The following is an 18,936-nucleotide window of genomic DNA, read 5'->3' on the forward strand; positions in this document are numbered from 1 at the left end:
AAACGATGGGCAATGAAGTATTGGAACAGATCATAAAAATCAAGGACGCCGTACCGAAAAAACAGAGAATTCTCTGCAATTATCTGGCGCTGAATTATGAAAAGATCGGCGTGATGACGGTGGCGGAACTGGCGGAAAATGCGGGTGTGGGAAGCACGACGGTCATGCGTCTGGTACAGCTTCTGGGCTTTGACAGCTACACTACATTTAAGAAAGCATTGGCACAGGAATCGCTTTTGAAAAATACAACGCCGTACCGTAGCCTGCGGCAAGAATTTTCCCGTACCTCGGAGACGGCGAGCCGGGATACGTTCCATATGGCGATCGCGGACGGAATCCAGGTGCTTGAAAATCTCTGTACGCCGTCAAACATTTCCCAGTTTGAGGCGGCAATCCAGCTGATGCTGGAATCAGATCAGCTCTATATATTGGGAATGCGTTCCAGCAAGGCGCTGGCGCTGTATTTTGAATATGTGGCAGAGCGCTTTTATCCGCATATCCGCCAGCTCAGCCGGGAGGAAGAGTTTGTCTATGACCGGATTGCAATCAATACGACGCCGAAGGATGTGCTTTTAGTGTATTCGGTCTGGCCATGTACGAAAAAGACGATTCGTGTGGCAGAGTTAGCACATAACCTGGGAATCCCGATGATACTGATCACAAATACAAGCTTAAATCCATTGGTAAAGATCGCAGATGTAGTGATTGATACGAATTCTGTGAACCATCCGAGCGGTGATACTGCTTTGATGCTGGTAACGGAGGCGCTCATGAGTGAACTGGGAAGACGGACCGCACCGGAATCCACGAAGAATATTGAAAAGATCGAACAGGCATTGAATGACAATGGACTGATTCTCTGGGAGAATTAATCGAAGATGTGTAACTGGAAATTCCGATAAAACAGGGCTGCCGTTATTCCTCAAACGGCAGCTCTTCTTTTCGCAAAAATGTCCGGATCGACTCGTCCCACTCGCGTTCCAGCGTCTTGTCTAACGTAAATTGGTTGAGCGACAGCCCGGTGACACAGCTTAAATGCTGGTTTTCATAATGAATATTTAAGAACAGTCCGCCGACCTGCTCCGGGAGCCATTGGCTTTTGCGGGCGGTCAGAAACTGTTCGGTGGCAGCTTTCGGAAGCTTCAAAATGATGGAGAAGCGCTCCGGAAGCTTTTTTCCTTTTATTAGGGAAAAACAGAACGGGCGCAGAGTTTTCCAGGTTGAATATTCTTCAATCTGCCCCTCGGCACGCTCTTCTTCGGAATAAAAGCTTTTATGGACGCGTCCGTCGATGGAGAAGGTGTTGAACGTCACGATCTCCGCTTCCTTGAGCAGAAAGCGGTCAAATGTCTCTCCGATGAACAGTTTCTTGGTAAATAATTTTATATCACAGATATTGCAGGCAATCATATGTGTCCTCGCTGAGATGGTAAATTCGTTATTTTCTGTGTGATGTAGAAACAATAACGTAGATTCTATTTTATCGCAGGCGGGAAGGGGACGCAAGTGACTTCTTATTGGCAAGACGGAGAATTTTAAAATCTTATTAGCACTCAACAAAAATGAGTGCTAATTTTCTATTGACATCTTGGAACGCTGGTATTAAAATAAGAGTCACGGTGATGGAAAATCACAAAAAAAGAATTTTACAAGCGTATATTTATGTAGCTGGATAGCAGGATTGGACGCGGCAGAGTGAAACTGCCAGACTCCATTTCCGGGAGCGGATATCCACTGTATTTTGCAATCAAAAGGAGTGTATAGATATGGCAGCAAAAACAGGAAGTTTATCAATCAACAGCGAGAATATTTTCCCGATTATTAAGAAATGGCTTTATTCCGATCATGATATTTTCTATCGTGAGCTGATTTCCAACGGATGCGACGCGATCACGAAGCTGAAAAAGCTGGCGCTGATGGGCGAGTATGAGGAGCCGGGGGATACGGAGTATAAGATTCAGGTTACCGTTAATTCCGAGGACAAGACGATCACCGTCGAGGATAATGGTATCGGTATGACTGCCGAGGAAGTGGAAGAGTACATTAACCAGATCGCATTTTCCGGTGCACAGGATTTCCTGGCAAAATATAAGGACAAAGCAAACGAAGACCAGATCATCGGTCATTTCGGTTTAGGTTTCTATTCTGCATTCATGGTAGCGGACAAGGTTACGATCGATACTCTTTCTTATAAGAAAGACGCAGAGCCGGTTCACTGGGAGTCTGAGGGCGGCACTGAGTTTGCGATGGATAAGGGCGATAAGGAAGGCAATGGTACCAAGATTGTCCTTTATTTAAATGAAGACAGCACTGAGTTCTGCAATGAGTATCGCGCACGTGAAGTCATCCAGAAGTACTGCTCTTTCATGCCGGTTGAGATTTACCTGAAAAATGCAACGGCAGAGCCGGAGTATGAGACGATCGAGAAGGATCAGCTGACCGACAAGGACACCATCGTTGAGACGGTGGTCGAGGAAGCAAAGACCGAGGAAAAGGAGAAAGAGGACGGCACAAAAGAGACCGTGGAGGTATCTCCGAGAACCGAGAAATATAAGATCCTGAAACGTCCGGTGGCACTGAATGACATTCACCCGCTGTGGAACAAGCATCCGAACGAGTGTACCGAGGAAGAATACAAAGAATTTTACCGCAAGGTATTTATGGATTACAAGGAACCGCTGTTCTGGATTCATTTGAACATGGATTATCCGTTCAACCTGAAAGGTATTCTGTACTTCCCGAAGATCAACATGGAGTACGAGAGCATTGAGGGCACCATCAAGCTGTACAATAACCAGGTATTTATCGCGGATAATATCAAGGAAGTCATTCCGGAGTTCCTGATGCTCTTAAAGGGCGTGATCGACTGCCCGGATCTGCCGTTGAATGTATCGAGAAGTGCGCTGCAGAATGATGGATTTGTAAAGAAGATTTCCGATTATATCACCAAGAAGGTAGCGGACAAGCTGACCGGTATGTGCAAGACTGACCGGGAGACATATGAGAAATATTGGGATGATATTGCTCCGTTCATCAAATTTGGCTGCTTAAAGGATGAGAAATTTGCTGAGAAGATGGATGATTACATCATCTACAAGAACCTGGACGGAAAATATCTGACGCTGAAAGACTGCATGGATAAGGCGAAAGAGGAAGGTCATGAGAACCAGATCTACTATGTAACAAATGAGAAAGAGCAGAGCCAGTACATCAACATGTTCAAGGCAAACGGACAGGATGCGATCATCATGTCTCACAGCATTGATAATCCATTCATCAGCCAGGAAGAGCAGAAGCATGAGAACCTGAAATTCCTGCGTATTGATGCCGATGTCAATGACACGCTGCGCGAGGAAGTGAAGGAAGAGGACAAGGAAGCGCTCAAGAAACAGGAAGAGACGCTGACAGAGACCTTCAAGAAAGCACTGGGCGATGATAAGCTGCAGGTAAAGGTTGAGAAGCTGAAGGATGCTGAGATTTCTTCGATGATCACCCTGTCGGAGGAAACACGCCGTATGCAGGATATGATGAAGATGTACAACATGGGCATGGACGCGTCGATGTTCGGCGGCAGCGGTCAGGTGCTGGTACTCAACGCGAACAACAAGCTCGTTCAGTACGTCTTAGAGCACACGGATGGCGAGAATACGCCGAAGATCTGCGAACAGCTCTACGACCTGGCACAGCTCAGCCACGGTTCCCTGACACCGGAGCGCATGACAAAGTTTATCGCACGGTCGAATGAGATTATGGGTATGATGCTGAACTAAGGGCGTCTGGTTTAGGACTGTTTTATATAGGAAAATATGTTAAAATATCATATATAATATAATAACGGAGCTGCTGCACGTAAATGTGGCAGCTCTTTTATTACCTGTCGTAAGAGAGCAAATGGGATTCACTATTTCACGAATTTAGTATTTATGATAGAATAGGAGCACTTAGCAAGGTTTTTTCAGATTTGACGGGGAGGTGCGTGTATGTTTGGAATCGGAGGATGGAAACAGGTTGGCGCGACGTTTGATATGAAACGGCAGGCGGCGATCCGGGAGCAGCTGGAACAGGCGGGAATTGAGTATCAGGTCAAGGTGCAGAACCGTCTGAAATCGGGCGGGCTTTCCGGCAATCAGCGGGCGAGGCTGGGAAGTGCGGGAGAAAATGCGGCATCGGAACGGGAATATCTGTTTTATGTGCAGAAAGCAGAGGAGGAAAAGGCGCGCCGTGTGATAGAAAGCGCCGGAAGATAAAACAGGTATTTTCTGGGAATGAAAGGCCTGAATGACGAAGGAGAGAAAATGGGAGAGGGAAACTGGAACGAATCGGATCTTTGGCAGCGGGAGGCAGAAGAAAATGGTCTGCAAACGGAACCTGAGCTGCAGAATGCGGTTCAGAGTCCGAAACAAATCCGAAAAAACTGCCGCCGCGAGGTGCGCCGTGTCTGCAATGTCCTCGGCTGGGCGCTGGCATTTTTCAGCGTGATGACGGTGCTTGTCAGCATACTTCTGGAAGTGGCTGGCAACGTATGGGCGGACGGAGGCGTGATCAGTACGTTTTTGAACCGGATGGTAAATGCAGCGTGGTATGAGGACGGCGGAAGCACGCTGGTCATCTATGCGCTGGTTCTTCCATTCGTATTTTTAATTCTGCGCCTTGTCCCGGAAGAACGGGCAGAGAAAATGAAGATTAGTTTCCTGCAGTTCTGTATGTTTTTTATTTTGGCACAGGGATTTGGAACTATCTTTAACCTGCTGGGAAATGCAATCAATGATGCGGTGGCGGCAAGTAGCGGCGGCGATGCATCCGCGATGAACCCGGTCAACGAGATGCTGGATTCGCTCTCGCCGGTAATGATTTTATATGTAGGGTTTTTAGGACCAATTATTGAGGAATATATCTTTCGATGGAAACTTTTAAACCGATTGCGCCGTTTTGGCGATAAGGCGGCGATCACCTACACGGCGCTGATGTTTGGTCTGATGCACGGAAATGTGACGCAGTTTCTCTATGCGGCGGTGATTGGCGTGGTTCTGGGATATGTGGCGGTGAAGACGGGACGGATGCGTTATAACTGTCTGCTGCATATTCTGATCAACAGCTGGTCGTTAGTGATAGCGATGCTTGGAACACAGGATACGCTGCTGCCGCTGTTTATCACGTTTCTGATGACCGGGTTTATGGGCTGCACGATCATCGGGGCGTTTGTTCTGCTGATTTTCAATTTCCGGAAAATCCGGCTGTCCGATGGGGCACTCCAAGAGGGAGTGAAATTCCGCAATATATGTGGGGCAATGTATGGGAATCTCGGGACAGTGGCATTTATTCTGGTAAGTTTGATTACGATGGCGTTTTTCTTGTCGAGATGATGTGGTGGTCAGCTGCTGTTCACAAGCAGGCACTTTTGGAAGTGAAAGTGCCGTAAGATAACGTGGTGGCAGCAGGAATTAGTTGTATTTAAATGCGAAGCCACGGTAAAATCTGTTACTGGGCACGTGTGCGTGAACAGTAACACTGTTCATGTGTTTGTCATGTATTTCAGTATGTATTTCACGGGATTATGCTTGACTTCCTACTGTGTGATTACTATAATAAATAGTAATGAATACTACGTGATGTGAATTGCGTAACGGGAGGACGTTATGTTATATAAAATTATTGGTGACAGCTGCATGGATTTGACGGAGGAACTGAAATTGGATCCGCATTTTCAGATGATTCCGCTGACCCTGCAGATAGGGGATTACAAGGTAACGGATGATGAGACATTTAACCAGAAGGAGTTTCTGGCAAAGGTAAAGGCAAGTCCCGAGTGCCCGAAGACGGCGTGTCCATCGCCGGAGAGCTTCAAGGAAGCATTTGAGGGCGAGGCAGAATATATTTTCGTGGTAACGCTTTCGAACCATCTGAGCGGCTGCTACAACTCGGCGGCTTTGGCAAAACGCCTTTATGAGGAAGAGAACGGAACGGACGGGAAGAAGATTGCAGTCATTGATTCCCTGTCGGCGTCGGCGGGCGAGTTAAATATTGCGCTGTTCATCCGGGATCTGTGCGAGAAAGGTCTTCCGTTTGAGGAGATCTGCAGGCAGACGGAGGCATATCGGGATTCGATGAACACGTATTTCGTCATTGAGACGCTTGATTTCTTAAAGAAAAATGGCCGTCTGACCGGTTTGACGGCTTTTATCGCGTCGGCGCTGAATATCAAGCCGGTTATGGGCGCGGACAGCGGTACGATCATCAAGCTTGATCAGGCGCGCGGCATGACCCGGGCGCTCGACCGGATGGCGGAGATTGCGTGCAAAGAGGGCGGCGATACCGCAAGCAAACGTCTGGTGATCGCACACTGTAATAACCCGGAACGTGCTAAGCACGTGAAGGAGATCATGTGTAAACGGGCAAACTTCCGTGAGGTAGTGATCACGAATACGGCTGGCGTTGCAACCGTATATGCGGGCGACGGCGGAATCGTTATGACACTGTAGGGAGAAAGAGTGGGTGATGACAGCTGGAAAGGTGGAAAACGCCGGACAGCTGCGATTGATTGAGGAAAAATGAAGCATACATTTTTTAGTAAATGCACGAAAATGCCGTTCAGATACCGGACGGCATTTCTTTTATCTAGAATTGGAAATTTGACAATTTTGGCAGGAATGGCGCTTTTGCTTGGCGGATGCCAGGCGGGAGGTTCCATATGGAAAGAGACAATCTCATTGGAGCCAAAAGACAAAACGGTATCGGAAGAAACGCTTGATCCGGAAACAGATATAGACGGGCAGGTGGAGTCAGAACAGGTAGATGGCGCGGAACTGGGGGTGGAAATGCAGGGGCAGGACGAATCTGGCAAACTTGAGTCAGAACCGGGAGAAAATGATTCAAATGAGTGTTCGCTTCTGTTTGCCGGAGATATCTATTTTTCCAACCATGTTTTAAATGCCTACGACCGTGTGGGAGGTATCGGTGGCGTCCTCGGAGAAAGTTTGCGGGAGACGATCGCGGAGTCTGATATTTTTATGGCAAACCTGGAATTTCCGTTTAGCGACCGGGGAACACAGGCGGCGGATAAACAGTTTACGTTCCGGGTATCGCCGTCCCGCGTGTCTATTTTACAGGAGATCGGACCAGACATCGTGACGGTGGCGAACAACCATGCGCTAGATTACGGCACGGACGCACTGCTGGACACGTGCGATACGCTGGACAGTGCCGGGATTTTGCATGTTGGGGCGGGAAAAAATCTGGAAGAGGCGAAACAGCCGCAGATCATTGAGAAAAATGGAAAAAAGATTGGTTTTCTGGGCGCGTCGCGCGTCTTTCCGACGGGCGGATGGGCGGCAGGATCGTCGCATCCGGGCATGTTTTCGGCGTATGACACGGCTTCGGTCGTGCAGGAGATCCAGAAGGTAAAGAAAGAGTGTGATTATCTGGTTGTCTATGTCCACTGGGGTATCGAGCGGAACACGCAGCCAGAGGCGTACCAGCGGGAGATGGGACATCAGTACATCGACGCGGGCGCTGATCTGGTGGTTGGCAGCCATCCACATGTGCTGCAGGGGATTGAGTTGTATCATGGAAAATGGATTTTGTACAGTCTGGGAAATTTTGTGTTCGGAAGTTCGATTCCGGAGACAATGCTGGTGCAGGCGTCGGTAGATGCACAGGGAGAGACGGCGCTTTCAATTGTGCCTGCAACTTCATCTGCCGGATATACGAGAGAGCTGGACGTGGGGAAGAAAGAGGCGTTTTACCAGAAGATACAGGGGATTTCGGACGGCGTGCAGATTGATGAGAATGGAAAGGTGCAGGTGCAGTAAAATCAATTCGTGAAATCCTGCCCCTGAAAACACCCGCTTTCCCGCAGTGCCTTGGAAAACGCATTCAAAAACGTCCGCTTATTTCCACTCCATTCCGGTGCGACCAGCAATTTTTTCGGTCCATCGCCGCTGATCCGGTGGATGACCATATCGGGCGGCAGCAGGCGGATACATTCGATCAGCAGCTCAATGTATTCGTCCATTGAAAAGACCGGAAAAGGTGCCTGTTCGTAGAGCTCTGCCAGCTTCGTGCCGCGTAAAATGTGGAGAAGCTGAAGTTTGATGCCGTCGATGGCAGGCTGGAAATCGGCCAGATAGCGGACGGTATCGAGCATCTGGGCTTTTGTTTCATCAGGCAGCCCCAGAATGACATGGACGATGACGGTCAGACCGGCGGCTTTCAGTTCACGGACGGCATTTTCAAAGACCGGGAGGGAATAACCGCGCTGGATGCGCGTGGCACTTTCCTCATGGATGGTCTGAAGTCCCAGTTCCACCCAGACCGGTTTTCGACGGTTTAAGCGGGCGAGAAGCTCCAGGACATCCGGCGGCAGGCAGTCCGGGCGGGTTCCGATGGACAGGGCAGCCACGTCCGGGTGGGCGATTGCTTCGGAAAAAAGCGGCTCCAGATAGGAGACAGGCGCATAGGTATTTGTGTAGGACTGGAAATATGCGACATATTTTCCACCCTTTATTTTATTTGCGACACGCGCCTTTGCCGCTTCGATCTGTTCGGTCACGGAGGTGTGAGCCGGCTCTGCAAAATCGCCGGAACCGCCGTGGCTGCAGAAAATGCAGCCGCCCGTTCCCAGCGTACCGTCCCGGTTGGGACAGGTCATGCCGCCGTCGAGCGCCAGCTTGTAGATTTTCTGCCCAAATTGGTCTTTCAGCCATGCGTTTAACGAATAGTAGGGACGACCGTCGGAGTAGCAGCGGGGCATGGAGGAATCCGGGTGTTTGCCGGAGGCGGTGGATGCAGGATGGAATGTTTCGGGTAATGATAGGTATGTTTGAGTGGTTTGCTTCATACGGACTCCTGTGTTTTACTATATAAATGAAAGCTTACCAGAACCACAGCATTTTGTAAATACACGAAAGAATATCGTATTGAGGCATTTTGAGGAAAATGATATAATGAGCGCAGAAGAAAAGAATGCGGCTGCGAAGCAGACATATTCTTTTCTTGCGCCATTAACGAACGAACAGCCATGCGAAGCAGGGCGGTAGAGCGCGATAGCGCGGGTTCGTGAGTTATGATATAATACATACAAGAAGTCAGATTGAATCAAAATATCTGAAATCATAATCATATAAAGGGAACAATTGTTAATGTTCCCGGGTAGGCACTTTTGGAACCGAAAGTGCCGTAAGAAAACGTGGTGGCAGCAGGAATTTGCCGTATTAAAATGCGAAGCCACGGCAAATTCCGTTACTGGGCACGTATGCGTGAACAGTAACAAACAATTTGGGGAAAAGGAGAAGGGATATGTCAGTCAAAGAAACACTGAAACAGCTGGAATCTGAGAAAACGAAAGTGCTGATGGCAGAATTATACGGGGCAGAGAAAGCGGAGGAGAACCGGGCGCGTTACCGCTATGTGGCAGAGCGCTTTGAGAAAACATATGGGGAACGTGATATCAAGCTGTTTACTTCCCCGGGACGGACGGAGATCAGCGGCAACCACACCGATCACAATCATGGCAAGGTGCTGGCGGGCAGCATCAACCTGGACTGCGTCGGAGCGGCGGCACCGAACGGAACCGACACGATCCGCATATTAAGTGAGACATTTCATCAAAATTTCAGCATCCATTTAAGCGACCTGAAACCGAGCACGGGTATGAGCGGCACCATCGACCTGACAAAGGGCATTTTAAAGGGCTTTGAGGAGAGAGGATACAAGGTCGGCGGATTTGACGCATACATTACCAGCAATGTTATCAGCGCGGCGGGCGTCAGTTCTTCGGCTTCCTATGAGATGCTGATCTGCTCTATGTTAAATACGATGTTTAACGAGGAAAAGATGGATGTTGTCACCTACGCCCACATCGGAAAATATGCAGAAAACAAGTTCTGGAACAAGGCGTCGGGTCTGCTCGATCAGATGGCATGCGCGGTCGGCGGTCTGATTACGATCGATTTTAAAAATCCGGAAGCGCCGGTTGTGGAGAAGATTGATTTTGATTTCGGCGCGCAGGATCACAGCCTGATGATTGTAAATACGGGAAAAGGCCACGCGGATCTGAGCGCAGATTATTCTTCCGTTCCAAACGAGATGAAAAAAGTAGCGCAGTACTTTGGCAAAGAGGTCTGCGCGGAGATTTCCGAGGAAGAGGTGATCGCAAACCTGGCGAAAGTGCGTGCATTTGCGGGAGATCGTTCCGTGATGCGTGCGTTCCATTTCTTTGAGGAAAATAAGAGAGTGGAGCAGGAAGTAAAGGCCCTTCGGGAAAATGATTTTGCTGCCTTTTTGGAGGGAATCACAGCTTCGGGCAATTCTTCCTGGAAATGGCTTCAGAATGTATACACGACTGCAGACGTGCAGGAGCAGGGCATCAGCATTGCACTGGCGCTGACAGAGCTGTTTATTGCGAAAAAAGGACGCGGCGCGTGCCGGGTTCATGGCGGCGGATTTGCCGGTGTCATCATGGCGATGATTCCGAATGATCTGGTGGACGAGTATACAGAATACATTGAAAATGCGACCGGTAAGGGAAATGTATATCGCATGAGTATCCGTCCGCACGGCGCGATCTGTGTGAGCGATCGCATCTAAAGAAAAATTCCGGACGGAATGAAAGATGTGTCAAAAAGTGATGTGCAGAAAGAGATGCAAATAAGAAAACGGCATGGAGATTTGCATAGACAAAAGACAGGCTGTTTTGCAGATAAAACTGGGACATAGAAAGGCGGTGGAGTTTATGGGAAATAAAAATCTGATTATCACAATCGAGAGGGAGTACGGAAGCGGAGGACGTATTGTGGGACGCAAGCTGGCAGAGGAGCTGGGGCTTCATTTCTACGACGATGAGATCTTAAAGATGGCGTCGGAGAAGAGTGCGGTTGGAGAGGAATTTTTCCGTTTAGCGGATGAGAAAGCGGGAAACAACCTGCTTCACCGTCTGACTGGCGCGAAGAAGGCAGATGTGTTCGGAAAGCCGTCCCTGAAAGGCGATGTGACATCGCCGGATAACCTGTTTAAATTCCAGGCGATGGTGATGCGGGAGCTGGCAGAACAGGAACCGTGCGTATTTGTAGGTCGTGCGGCTGGCTATGTGCTGGATCAGGACGAGGAGATCGAAAATCTGATCCGCATCTTTGTCTATGCCGACCGTGTGCGCCGCGTGCAGCGCGTTATGGAAGTAGACTGCATCAGTGAAGAAAGAGCGAAGAAGCGCATCCGGAAGATTGAGAATGAGCGGAAGAATTATTATAAATATTTTACCGGAAATGACTGGAAAAATATGAAGAACTACGATCTTCCGATCAATACGACCCGCCTCGGACTGGACGAGACGGCGGAGCTGATCAAGGAATATGTGAAGCTGCGCGGGTATATGAAGTAGGGAAAAATGAAAACAACCTGTCTGTGATGCAGGCTAAAAATTTCAGTTGAAGATTGTAGGAAGCAGGGCAGATTTGGAAGATGAGAAGTGCCAGCGGATCGCCAGCTCAATCAGCTCCCAGAATGCTGGGAGAGTGATTCCGGCATTCTGAATTTTCCTTTGACGACAGTAGAATCATTACGAGCTTATTACAAATTATTTACGGTTTGAAGTGGCATATTGACGGTCAAAATGGAAAAATGATACAATGATTTCAGAAAGAAAGGGGGCAAAAGCATGAGAAGTGCATCTGAATTTAGGCAAATGGCGCGTGAGACACTGCGCGGAAACTGGAAACTTGCGATGGGAACGGGATTAGCAGCGTCCCTGATTGGTGCGGAGATTGCCGATACGGCGCCAAATGGAATATCAGAGCTGCAAAAAGTGATACAGGCACGACCGGAAGTGAAGAATGTGCTGACGCAGGTATTTCTGATGCGCAGCATGCTTCTGCCCTTGGTGCTTTTGCTTATCTGGGGCTTGATGGTGGTTATTATTGGAGGTGCGGGGCAGATGGGATACGCCCGTTTCCATCTGAATCTGGCAGAGAAAAAGGAAGCATCCTTTTCTGATTTATTTTCCCAGTTTTCGCGGATCACAGATGGCGTGGCGATGGTATTTGTGCGCGGCTTTTATATATTTTGCTGGACCTGCCTGTTTTTCGTTCCGGGTTTCATAAAGACGTACAGCTATGCGATGACACCATATGTGCTGATGGAACATCCAGAATATTCCGCCAACGAGGCGATCACCGAGTCGCGCCGCCTGATGGATGGGAAAAAATGGAATTTATTCTGCCTGACCTTTAGCTTTATCGGCTGGCGGCTGATCTGCAGCATTCAATATATAATACCAGCGGTTCTTTTGTATACACAGGGAAGGCTCAGCGGTGTGACCGTGCTGTTTCTGGTAGGGCTGATGGGACCGCTCAATATTGGCTATCTGTTTCTGCGCCCATATGAGGAGGCGGCATTTGCGGCATTTTATAGGGACGTGCGGGATGAGAAGAGGGAAATAGAAGAGATAGAAATGCGGGATAAGTGGAGTGAGAATGAGCCGGAGGAAAGTGAAAATGCGTGAACTCTGTCTGTACAAAAATGAAATCATTTGCATAGAACTGTGCTTGTGTAAGAATAGACGGAACAATAAAAATCTTTGAAAATCAAATTGGCGAAAGCCCAAAATAAGAATCTGTAATCAAAAATTTCCTCAGAAAGTGGTCAAAATGAAAGCTTTCTGAGGAGTTTTTTTGAGTTGTATTATTTATTTTGTTTTAGTCCATCCGTGCTTTCTCAGACAGCAAATGTTTCTGGCAATAGAAGAATGCCGGAATCAGAAATGCATCGGCGAGCAGCCATGCAAGCGGCGAGGCAAAACAGATGATGATGTAGCCAAAGATCGGTACCAGCAGGAAGCCGACCATGGCGCGGGCGATCATTTCGCAGACACCTGCCAGGATGGCGAGCAGGCTGTAGCCCATTCCCTGAATCGTGAAACGCCATACATTGACGATTGTCAGAGGTATGTAGAACAGGGAGTTGAAGGTCAGGAACAGGTGCGCCTGATGGATTACAACTGTTTCCGAGGCATCGACGAAGAGAAGCGGAATCACGCCGCCAAACACGGTCAGCACGATGCACGCCGCAATGGAGTAGATGCCGCCGATGAGAGTCGCGGACCGGACGCCCTGGCGGATGCGGTCTACCTTTCCGGCACCGGCGTTCTGTCCGGCGTAGGTTGCCATCGTGCCGCCCAGCGCGTCAAACGGGCAGCAGAAGAACATGCCGATCTTCTGACCTGCGGTGACGGAGGCAACCGCGATGGAACCTAGGGAGTTGATGGCAGTCTGGATGACAACCGAGCCGATCGCGGTAATCGAATACTGGAGTCCCATCGGCACACCCATTTTGCAGAGAATGTAAATGTGTCTGCCGCTGATGCGCGTTTCCTCATGGTGCATATGCAGGATTTCAAATTTTTTCTTCATATAGATCAGGCAGAGAATACCGGATACTGCCTGAGAGATAACAGTTGCATAGGCAGCTCCGGCGGTGCCGGTTCCGATCTGTACGATGAAAAGCAGATCCAGCGCAATGTTTAAAAGGCTGGATAAAATCAGGAAATAGACCGGCGTTTTGGAGTCGCCGAGCGCACGGATGATGCCCGCCAGCGTATTGTACAGGTAGGTTGCCGGGATACCGGCGAATACGAAGAAAATGTAGCTGTACGCGCCGTCAATGATATTGTCCGGCGTCTGCATCCAGACGAGAATCTGGCGTGTCATCAGGCAGACGATCACGGTCATGATCACGGCAAAACAGGAGGCGATCCATCCGGCATTAGCGACGAAACGGCGCATGTCCTTGTAATCCTGTGCGCCGAACCGCTGTGCAACCGGAATGGAAAACCCGGTGCAGACGCCGATGACGAAACCGTTAATCATAAAGTTGATGGCGGAGGTGGAACCGACCGAAGCCAGTGCATCGACACCGAGAAATTTTCCAACAATGATCGTATCGACCATGCTGTAAAACTGCTGGAACAGAAGTCCCATCAGCATCGGAACCGCAAAGCCCAGAATCAGCTTTGCCGGGCTCCCGTTTGTCATATCTTTTATGGTAGAGCGTTGCGAAGAGCGGCTCATGGAAAAACCATCCTTTCTAAAAAACGATTATAAAACTCTGAGAGTAGATTTTATAAGAAATATATAAAATTGGCAATCCGAAAAATCACGAAAAAAAGAAAAATAGAGGCACTTTTTTTGTGATATAGAAGCGGGCTGGTCAGCACGCGGTATTTTACAATCAGTGACATACATGGTATCATAACGGGTAGAGTGATTTTTATTTCATAGGAAATTACGTCCTATGAAACAAAAAACGCTTCGCGAGGATGCGCACTCGCGCGAAGCAGAAACATGTCGCAAGCGACCGCGCGAGACGCCCGAATGTGCCAAGGCACATTCTTTTTCATATAGAACGGAAATGAGGGTAACATACATGAAGAGACTGGCGGTGGGAATCCTGGCGCACGTAGATGCGGGGAAGACAACATTATCAGAGGCGATGCTCTATGCGGGTGGCATGATCCGCCATCTGGGGCGGGTGGACAAGGGCGATGCGTTCCTGGACACATATGAATTGGAGAAAAAGCGCGGAATCACGATTTTTTCCAAGCAGGCGCGGCTTGCATGGGATGATATGGATGTGACGCTCTTGGACACGCCGGGACATGTGGATTTTTCAGCGGAAATGGAGCGGGTGCTTCAGGTGCTGGACTATGCGGTGCTGGTTATCAGCGGTTCAGACGGCGTGCAGGGACATACAAGGACGCTGTGGCGGCTGCTGGCGCGCTACCAGATTCCGGCGTTCCTTTTTATCAATAAAATGGATCTGGCGCCGGGACGGGAACAGGAGATCCTGCGCGACCTAAAAGAGTCGCTGGGCGGCAACTTCGTTGATTTTGGTGCGGACGGGACGGAAAGTTTCTATGAAGAGGTAGCAGTCAGCGGCGAAGCGGAATTGGAGGAATTTCTGGAGACGGGACAGGTGTCTAAAGATGCGATCCGCAGCCGGATTGCCAGCCGGGATCTGTTTCCGTGTTATTTTGGTTCGGCGCTCAAAAATACGGGCGTGGAAGAATTTATGCGCAGTTTGGAAGAATATACGCTGGAACCAGTGTATCCGGACGAATTTGGGGCGAAAATATTTAAAATTGTGCGCGACAGCCAGGGCGAACGCCTGACTTATATGAAGATCACGGGCGGCGTGCTGCATGTCAAAGACCGGATCGGCGAGGAAAAGGTAAATCAGCTCCGCTTGTATTCAGGCGATAAGTATGAGGCGGTGAGCGAGGCACCGGCGGGCATGATCTGTGCGGCGACGGGACTTTTGCACACGAAACCGGGCGAGGGGCTGGGAAGCTGTGAGATGGGAGCAGAACCAGTGCTGGAGCCGGTTCTTACCTACCGGGTGGAACTTCCGTATGATGTAGATGCGGCGGCTATGCTTCCGAAGCTTCTGCAGCTGGAGGAGGAAGAGCCGGAGCTGCATATCGTGTGGGAAGAGGAGAAAAAGGAGATCCACGCCCAGATCATGGGCGAGATCCAGATGGAGATCTTAAAAAGCCTGATTGCGGAGCGGTTTGGAGTCGAGGTGCGCTTTGGCGGACGCAGTATTGTATACAAAGAGACTATCACCGATACGGTGGAGGGCGTCGGTCATTTTGAGCCGCTCCGCCATTATGCGGAGGTACATCTGCTTCTGGAGCCGGGAGAACCGGGCAGCGGGCTGGTGTTTGATACCGATTGCAGTGAAGATATTTTAAGTAAAAACTGGCAGCGGCTGGTGCTGACGCATCTGGAAGAAAAGGTACACCGGGGTGTTCTGATTGGGGCACCGATCACGGATATGAAAATTACGCTGAAATCGGGACGCGCCCATGTGAAACATACAGAAGGCGGCGATTTCCGACAGTCCGTGTACCGGGCGGTCCGTCAGGGACTGATGCAGGCGCATTCGGTGCTGTTGGAACCATTTTATGCCTTTCACCTGACGATACCGGACAAGATGGTGGGACGTGCAATGACCGATCTGGAGCGGCGGTTTGCCGTCTTTGAGGGACCGGCGCTGGAGGACGGGCAGGCAATATTAACCGGACGTGCCCCGGTATCGGCACTCGATGGATATCAGACGGAGGTGACGGCGTACACGGGCGGATTGGGACAGATGATCTGCACGCTTGATGGCTACGGACCATGCCACAATGAAGAAGAAATCATTGTGGCAGCTGGGTATGATCCGGATGCGGATTTGGCAAACCCGAGCGGATCTGTTTTCTGTACGCACGGAGCGGGATTTGTCGTCAACTGGGATGAGGTCAAAGACTATATGCATCTGGAAAGCTGCCTGGGCGATTCCAATGGAAAACGGCGGATGGATGCGATCCCTGAGCTGGGTGCGCGCTCCTCGGATGGACAGGGCGGCGGCGCTTCGGAAGAAATGTGGATCGGAACGGACGAGGTCGATGCGATTCTCGCTCGCACCTACCATGCAAATAAAAAGGAAGACGGCGGAAAACGCCGGTGGGGCGGAAAGAGCAAACGCCCGGCGGAAACCTATGGTGCCGGAGTGTACGGAGAGACGGCGCGGAGGCAGGAAGCGGTGAGACAGAAGAGCGATTCGAAAGTCGGGACAGCTGAAACTTTGGCATCTGGAAGTGAAGGAAAATCGGGAAGTTCTGTGGCTGGAAATGCAGGAAAATTGGAACATGCAGGCAAAGCGCCGGAAAGTGGCGGAGCGGGCAGCAGAACCGGCGGCTCCAAAGGGAAAATGGCATCGGCGGTACGGGAATACTTGCTGGTAGATGGCTACAACATTATTTTCTCCTGGGATGAGTTAAATGAGCTGGCGAAGATCAACATTGATAGCGCCCGTGGTAAGCTGCTGGATATTCTCTGCGATTATCAGGGAAGCCGCGGTATCGAGGTGATAGCGGTGTTCGACGCCTACCGGGTGCAGGGACACCGGACGGAGGTGACGGATTACCATAACATTCATGTAGTCTTTACGAAAGAGGCGGAGACAGCTGACCAGTATATCGAGAAATTTGCCCATGAAAATGGGCGGAAATATACGGTGATGGTAGCAACCTCCGACCGTCTGGAACAGATCATCATCCGTGGGCAGGGCTGCGGGCTGTATTCGGCGCGGGATTTTGAGGAAGAGGTAGATCGTGTGAAGAATCAGACACGTGAGCATACCAACCGACCGCATAGCGGACATAAAAATTATCTGCTGGATTCGGTGCCGGAGGAGGTGCTGCGGCAGGTAAAGAAGGACGAGTAATGTATAAAAAGCGGATTTTCGTATAGATTACTCGAAGGCATGAATCAGATCCTTATGCATAAATTCTATCAGTTCTGCTGCCGCTGCACTCGGGCTGCCGGTTTCGATGGCGGAAAGCATGGTTCAGTTAAGGGAATATGCAGAAAAATCTGCATTGTACATTACAAGGAAAATACTCACATGTGCTGCAAAAATATTTTAAGGTATGACGAAAAGACAGAATGCACATCGGTCACGTTAAGAAATATAATAGGGATGAGATTTGAGCTGCTCGATACATGAAATCCCTGTTTCTCTTTGGGCGGATGTTAATAGGATATTTAAGGTTGGGTCTGATAGGAGTCAGATGCCTTTGTATGAGAAGCATGCTCTCAGTTTTGTCACCGCTGCTTTTCAGATTTGCCCTGCATCTGGATCATAAACTGTATATACTCCTTAAAAGCAAGTTTCAAAAAATTGAAGAGAAACCGTATATAGATAATACCTTGCCGGACTTCATTTTCGATGGAGTCCGGCGTTCTGTATCCAGAAATCGCATTTCCTGTGTCGGCGAAAAGTGTTACACTGTTGGATATTCTGAAAAAGCAGAAGGCAAGTAAATACTCCGGCGAGATCTACCACAAAACACAGATTGATTTGACATACTATTCCAACCATATAGAAGGAAGCCGACTGACCCACGATCAGACCCGGTATATCTTTGAAACCAATACTATCGGTGTAGAAAAAGAAGTGCTGAACGTGGATGACGTGATTGAAACAGCAAATCACTTCTGCTGCATTGACATGATCATTGATCATGCAAAAGCAGCTCTGACGGAAAAGTTCATCAAAGAGCTTCACTTGGTTTTGAAGAACGGCACCAGCGATTCCAGAAAAGATTGGTATGCGGTTGGCGATTATAAGAAACTTCCGAATGAAGTCGGCGGTATGGATACCGCCCTTCCGGAAGAAGTTGCCGATAAAATGAAGGTATTGCTGACGGAATATAATGCCAAAGAAGAAAAGACCTTTGAGGACATTCTGGACTTTCATGTGAAGTTTGAGCGGATTCATCCGTTCCAGGATGATGATGTTATAATAAGGACAAAGTTAGAGAAACCCAGTAAAATCAAGGGGTTAGCACTAATTTAGTTCTTATTTTTATACCAATTTAGCGGTGGGATAAGGCAGCGCTGTTATATCAAAACCGAAAATCCAAGTCAGTATCGCAGATAACAGATTAGAAGTAATCGGCATTGATCATGGCTGGTCGATGATGAAAACAATATCTCAGGTATTTGTCACAGGAGTTAAGGAGATAACAACAACTCCGGCACTCTTTGGTGATGTACTTGAGTATGAGGGAAAGTACTACAAGATTGGAACTGTAAGGCAGGAGGTCAAATGGTATTTCACAAAAGGTTTTGACAGATAGTTTAAGACAAATGATGAGTGATGGACTGGCATATCGCCACGATTACCATGAGCAGCCACCGAGAGTTGAATACGGATTAACGGAACTCGGAACAAAAATGCTTCCAATTGTTAATTCACTTGCTGACTTTGGTAACTACTATAAATCACTTATTGAACAGAATTAAGTACGTTAGTATTTGAAAAGCTCGAACAATCGGAATTTACTTCTACTTAGACATACAAACTGTTGACAGTAAAACTCCTATATAGTATTATTTG

Annotated in this window: 16 protein-coding genes; 13 read left to right on the forward strand and 3 right to left on the reverse strand. The window is 48.9% G+C overall.

From position 1 onward, the window contains the following. Positions 1-5 precede the first annotated feature (5 nt). Positions 6-872, forward strand: a complete 867-nt coding sequence (locus tag C7U56_RS11475; RefSeq protein ID WP_107001331.1) for a MurR/RpiR family transcriptional regulator — start codon at positions 6-8, stop codon at positions 870-872. A gap of 43 nt (positions 873-915) precedes the next feature. On the opposite strand, the gene C7U56_RS11480 is transcribed toward C7U56_RS11475, so the two are convergent. Beyond that, a complete protein-coding gene (locus C7U56_RS11480) occupies positions 916-1,410 on the reverse strand; it encodes a DUF5721 family protein (protein ID WP_107001332.1) in 495 nt (164 codons plus the stop codon). A 356-nt stretch (positions 1,411-1,766) separates the two neighbouring features. On the opposite strand from C7U56_RS11480, the gene htpG reads away from it, so the two are divergent. From htpG to C7U56_RS11505, 5 genes are all read left to right on the forward strand, one after another. Further along, a complete protein-coding gene (gene htpG / locus C7U56_RS11485; protein ID WP_107001333.1) occupies positions 1,767-3,770 on the forward strand; it encodes a molecular chaperone HtpG in 2,004 nt (667 codons plus the stop codon). Between the two features lie 210 nt (positions 3,771-3,980). Then, positions 3,981-4,247 carry a putative signal transducing protein gene (locus C7U56_RS11490; RefSeq protein WP_107001334.1) on the forward strand — a complete coding sequence of 89 codons (267 nt, stop codon included), beginning with the start codon at positions 3,981-3,983 and terminating at the stop codon, positions 4,245-4,247. A 48-nt stretch (positions 4,248-4,295) separates the two neighbouring features. Then, on the forward strand, positions 4,296-5,363 hold the full coding sequence (locus C7U56_RS11495) for a CPBP family intramembrane glutamic endopeptidase (RefSeq protein ID WP_181357233.1): 1,068 nt from the start codon (positions 4,296-4,298) through the stop codon (positions 5,361-5,363). A 273-nt stretch (positions 5,364-5,636) separates the two neighbouring features. Then, positions 5,637-6,479: a DegV family protein gene (locus C7U56_RS11500; protein WP_107001336.1), complete on the forward strand. Its 843-nt coding sequence runs from the start codon at positions 5,637-5,639 to the stop codon at positions 6,477-6,479. 228 nt (positions 6,480-6,707) lie between these two features. Next, the gene (locus C7U56_RS11505) at positions 6,708-7,808 is read left to right on the forward strand and encodes a CapA family protein (RefSeq protein ID WP_233430263.1); all 1,101 of its coding nucleotides are present in this window, start codon (positions 6,708-6,710) and stop codon (positions 7,806-7,808) included. A 2-nt stretch (positions 7,809-7,810) separates the two neighbouring features. On the opposite strand, the gene mnmL is transcribed toward C7U56_RS11505, so the two are convergent. Beyond that, positions 7,811-8,749 (reverse strand): tRNA modification radical SAM protein MnmL/YtqA, encoded by a 939-nt coding sequence (mnmL, locus tag C7U56_RS11510; RefSeq protein WP_107001338.1) that lies wholly within the window; start codon positions 8,747-8,749, stop codon positions 7,811-7,813. Between the two features lie 545 nt (positions 8,750-9,294). On the opposite strand from mnmL, the gene C7U56_RS11515 reads away from it, so the two are divergent. The 3 genes from C7U56_RS11515 to C7U56_RS11525 all read left to right on the forward strand — a co-directional run bounded on the left by C7U56_RS11515 (position 9,295) and on the right by C7U56_RS11525 (position 12,493). After that, a complete protein-coding gene (locus C7U56_RS11515) occupies positions 9,295-10,584 on the forward strand; it encodes a galactokinase (protein ID WP_107001339.1) in 1,290 nt (429 codons plus the stop codon). Positions 10,585-10,729: 145 nt separating this feature from the next. After that, positions 10,730-11,374 carry a cytidylate kinase-like family protein gene (locus C7U56_RS11520; protein ID WP_107001503.1) on the forward strand — a complete coding sequence of 215 codons (645 nt, stop codon included), beginning with the start codon at positions 10,730-10,732 and terminating at the stop codon, positions 11,372-11,374. A gap of 276 nt (positions 11,375-11,650) precedes the next feature. Continuing rightward, positions 11,651-12,493, forward strand: a complete 843-nt coding sequence (locus C7U56_RS11525) for a DUF975 family protein (RefSeq protein WP_107001340.1) — start codon at positions 11,651-11,653, stop codon at positions 12,491-12,493. A gap of 193 nt (positions 12,494-12,686) precedes the next feature. On the opposite strand, the gene C7U56_RS11530 is transcribed toward C7U56_RS11525, so the two are convergent. Then, the gene (locus C7U56_RS11530; RefSeq protein ID WP_107001341.1) at positions 12,687-14,057 is read right to left on the reverse strand and encodes an MATE family efflux transporter; all 1,371 of its coding nucleotides are present in this window, start codon (positions 14,055-14,057) and stop codon (positions 12,687-12,689) included. A 355-nt stretch (positions 14,058-14,412) separates the two neighbouring features. Here C7U56_RS11530 and C7U56_RS11535 point away from each other — a divergent pair, with 355 nt between their 5' ends. From C7U56_RS11535 to C7U56_RS11555, 4 genes are all read left to right on the forward strand, one after another. Beyond that, complete coding sequence (locus tag C7U56_RS11535; protein ID WP_107001342.1) at positions 14,413-17,259, forward strand: translation factor GTPase family protein; 2,847 nt, start codon at positions 14,413-14,415, stop codon at positions 17,257-17,259. A gap of 504 nt (positions 17,260-17,763) precedes the next feature. After that, positions 17,764-18,393 carry a Fic family protein gene (locus tag C7U56_RS11545; protein WP_338108866.1) on the forward strand — a complete coding sequence of 210 codons (630 nt, stop codon included), beginning with the start codon at positions 17,764-17,766 and terminating at the stop codon, positions 18,391-18,393. Positions 18,394-18,514: 121 nt separating this feature from the next. Continuing rightward, positions 18,515-18,676, forward strand: a complete 162-nt coding sequence (locus C7U56_RS16345) for a hypothetical protein (protein ID WP_463668914.1) — start codon at positions 18,515-18,517, stop codon at positions 18,674-18,676. Positions 18,677-18,689: 13 nt separating this feature from the next. Continuing rightward, positions 18,690-18,842, forward strand: a complete 153-nt coding sequence (locus C7U56_RS11555; protein ID WP_308630970.1) for a winged helix-turn-helix transcriptional regulator — start codon at positions 18,690-18,692, stop codon at positions 18,840-18,842. Positions 18,843-18,936 lie beyond the last annotated feature (94 nt).

The sequence above is a fragment of the Clostridium fessum genome (assembly GCF_003024715.1).
In the GTDB taxonomy this organism is placed as follows: Bacteria; Bacillota; Clostridia; order Lachnospirales; family Lachnospiraceae; genus Otoolea; species Otoolea fessa.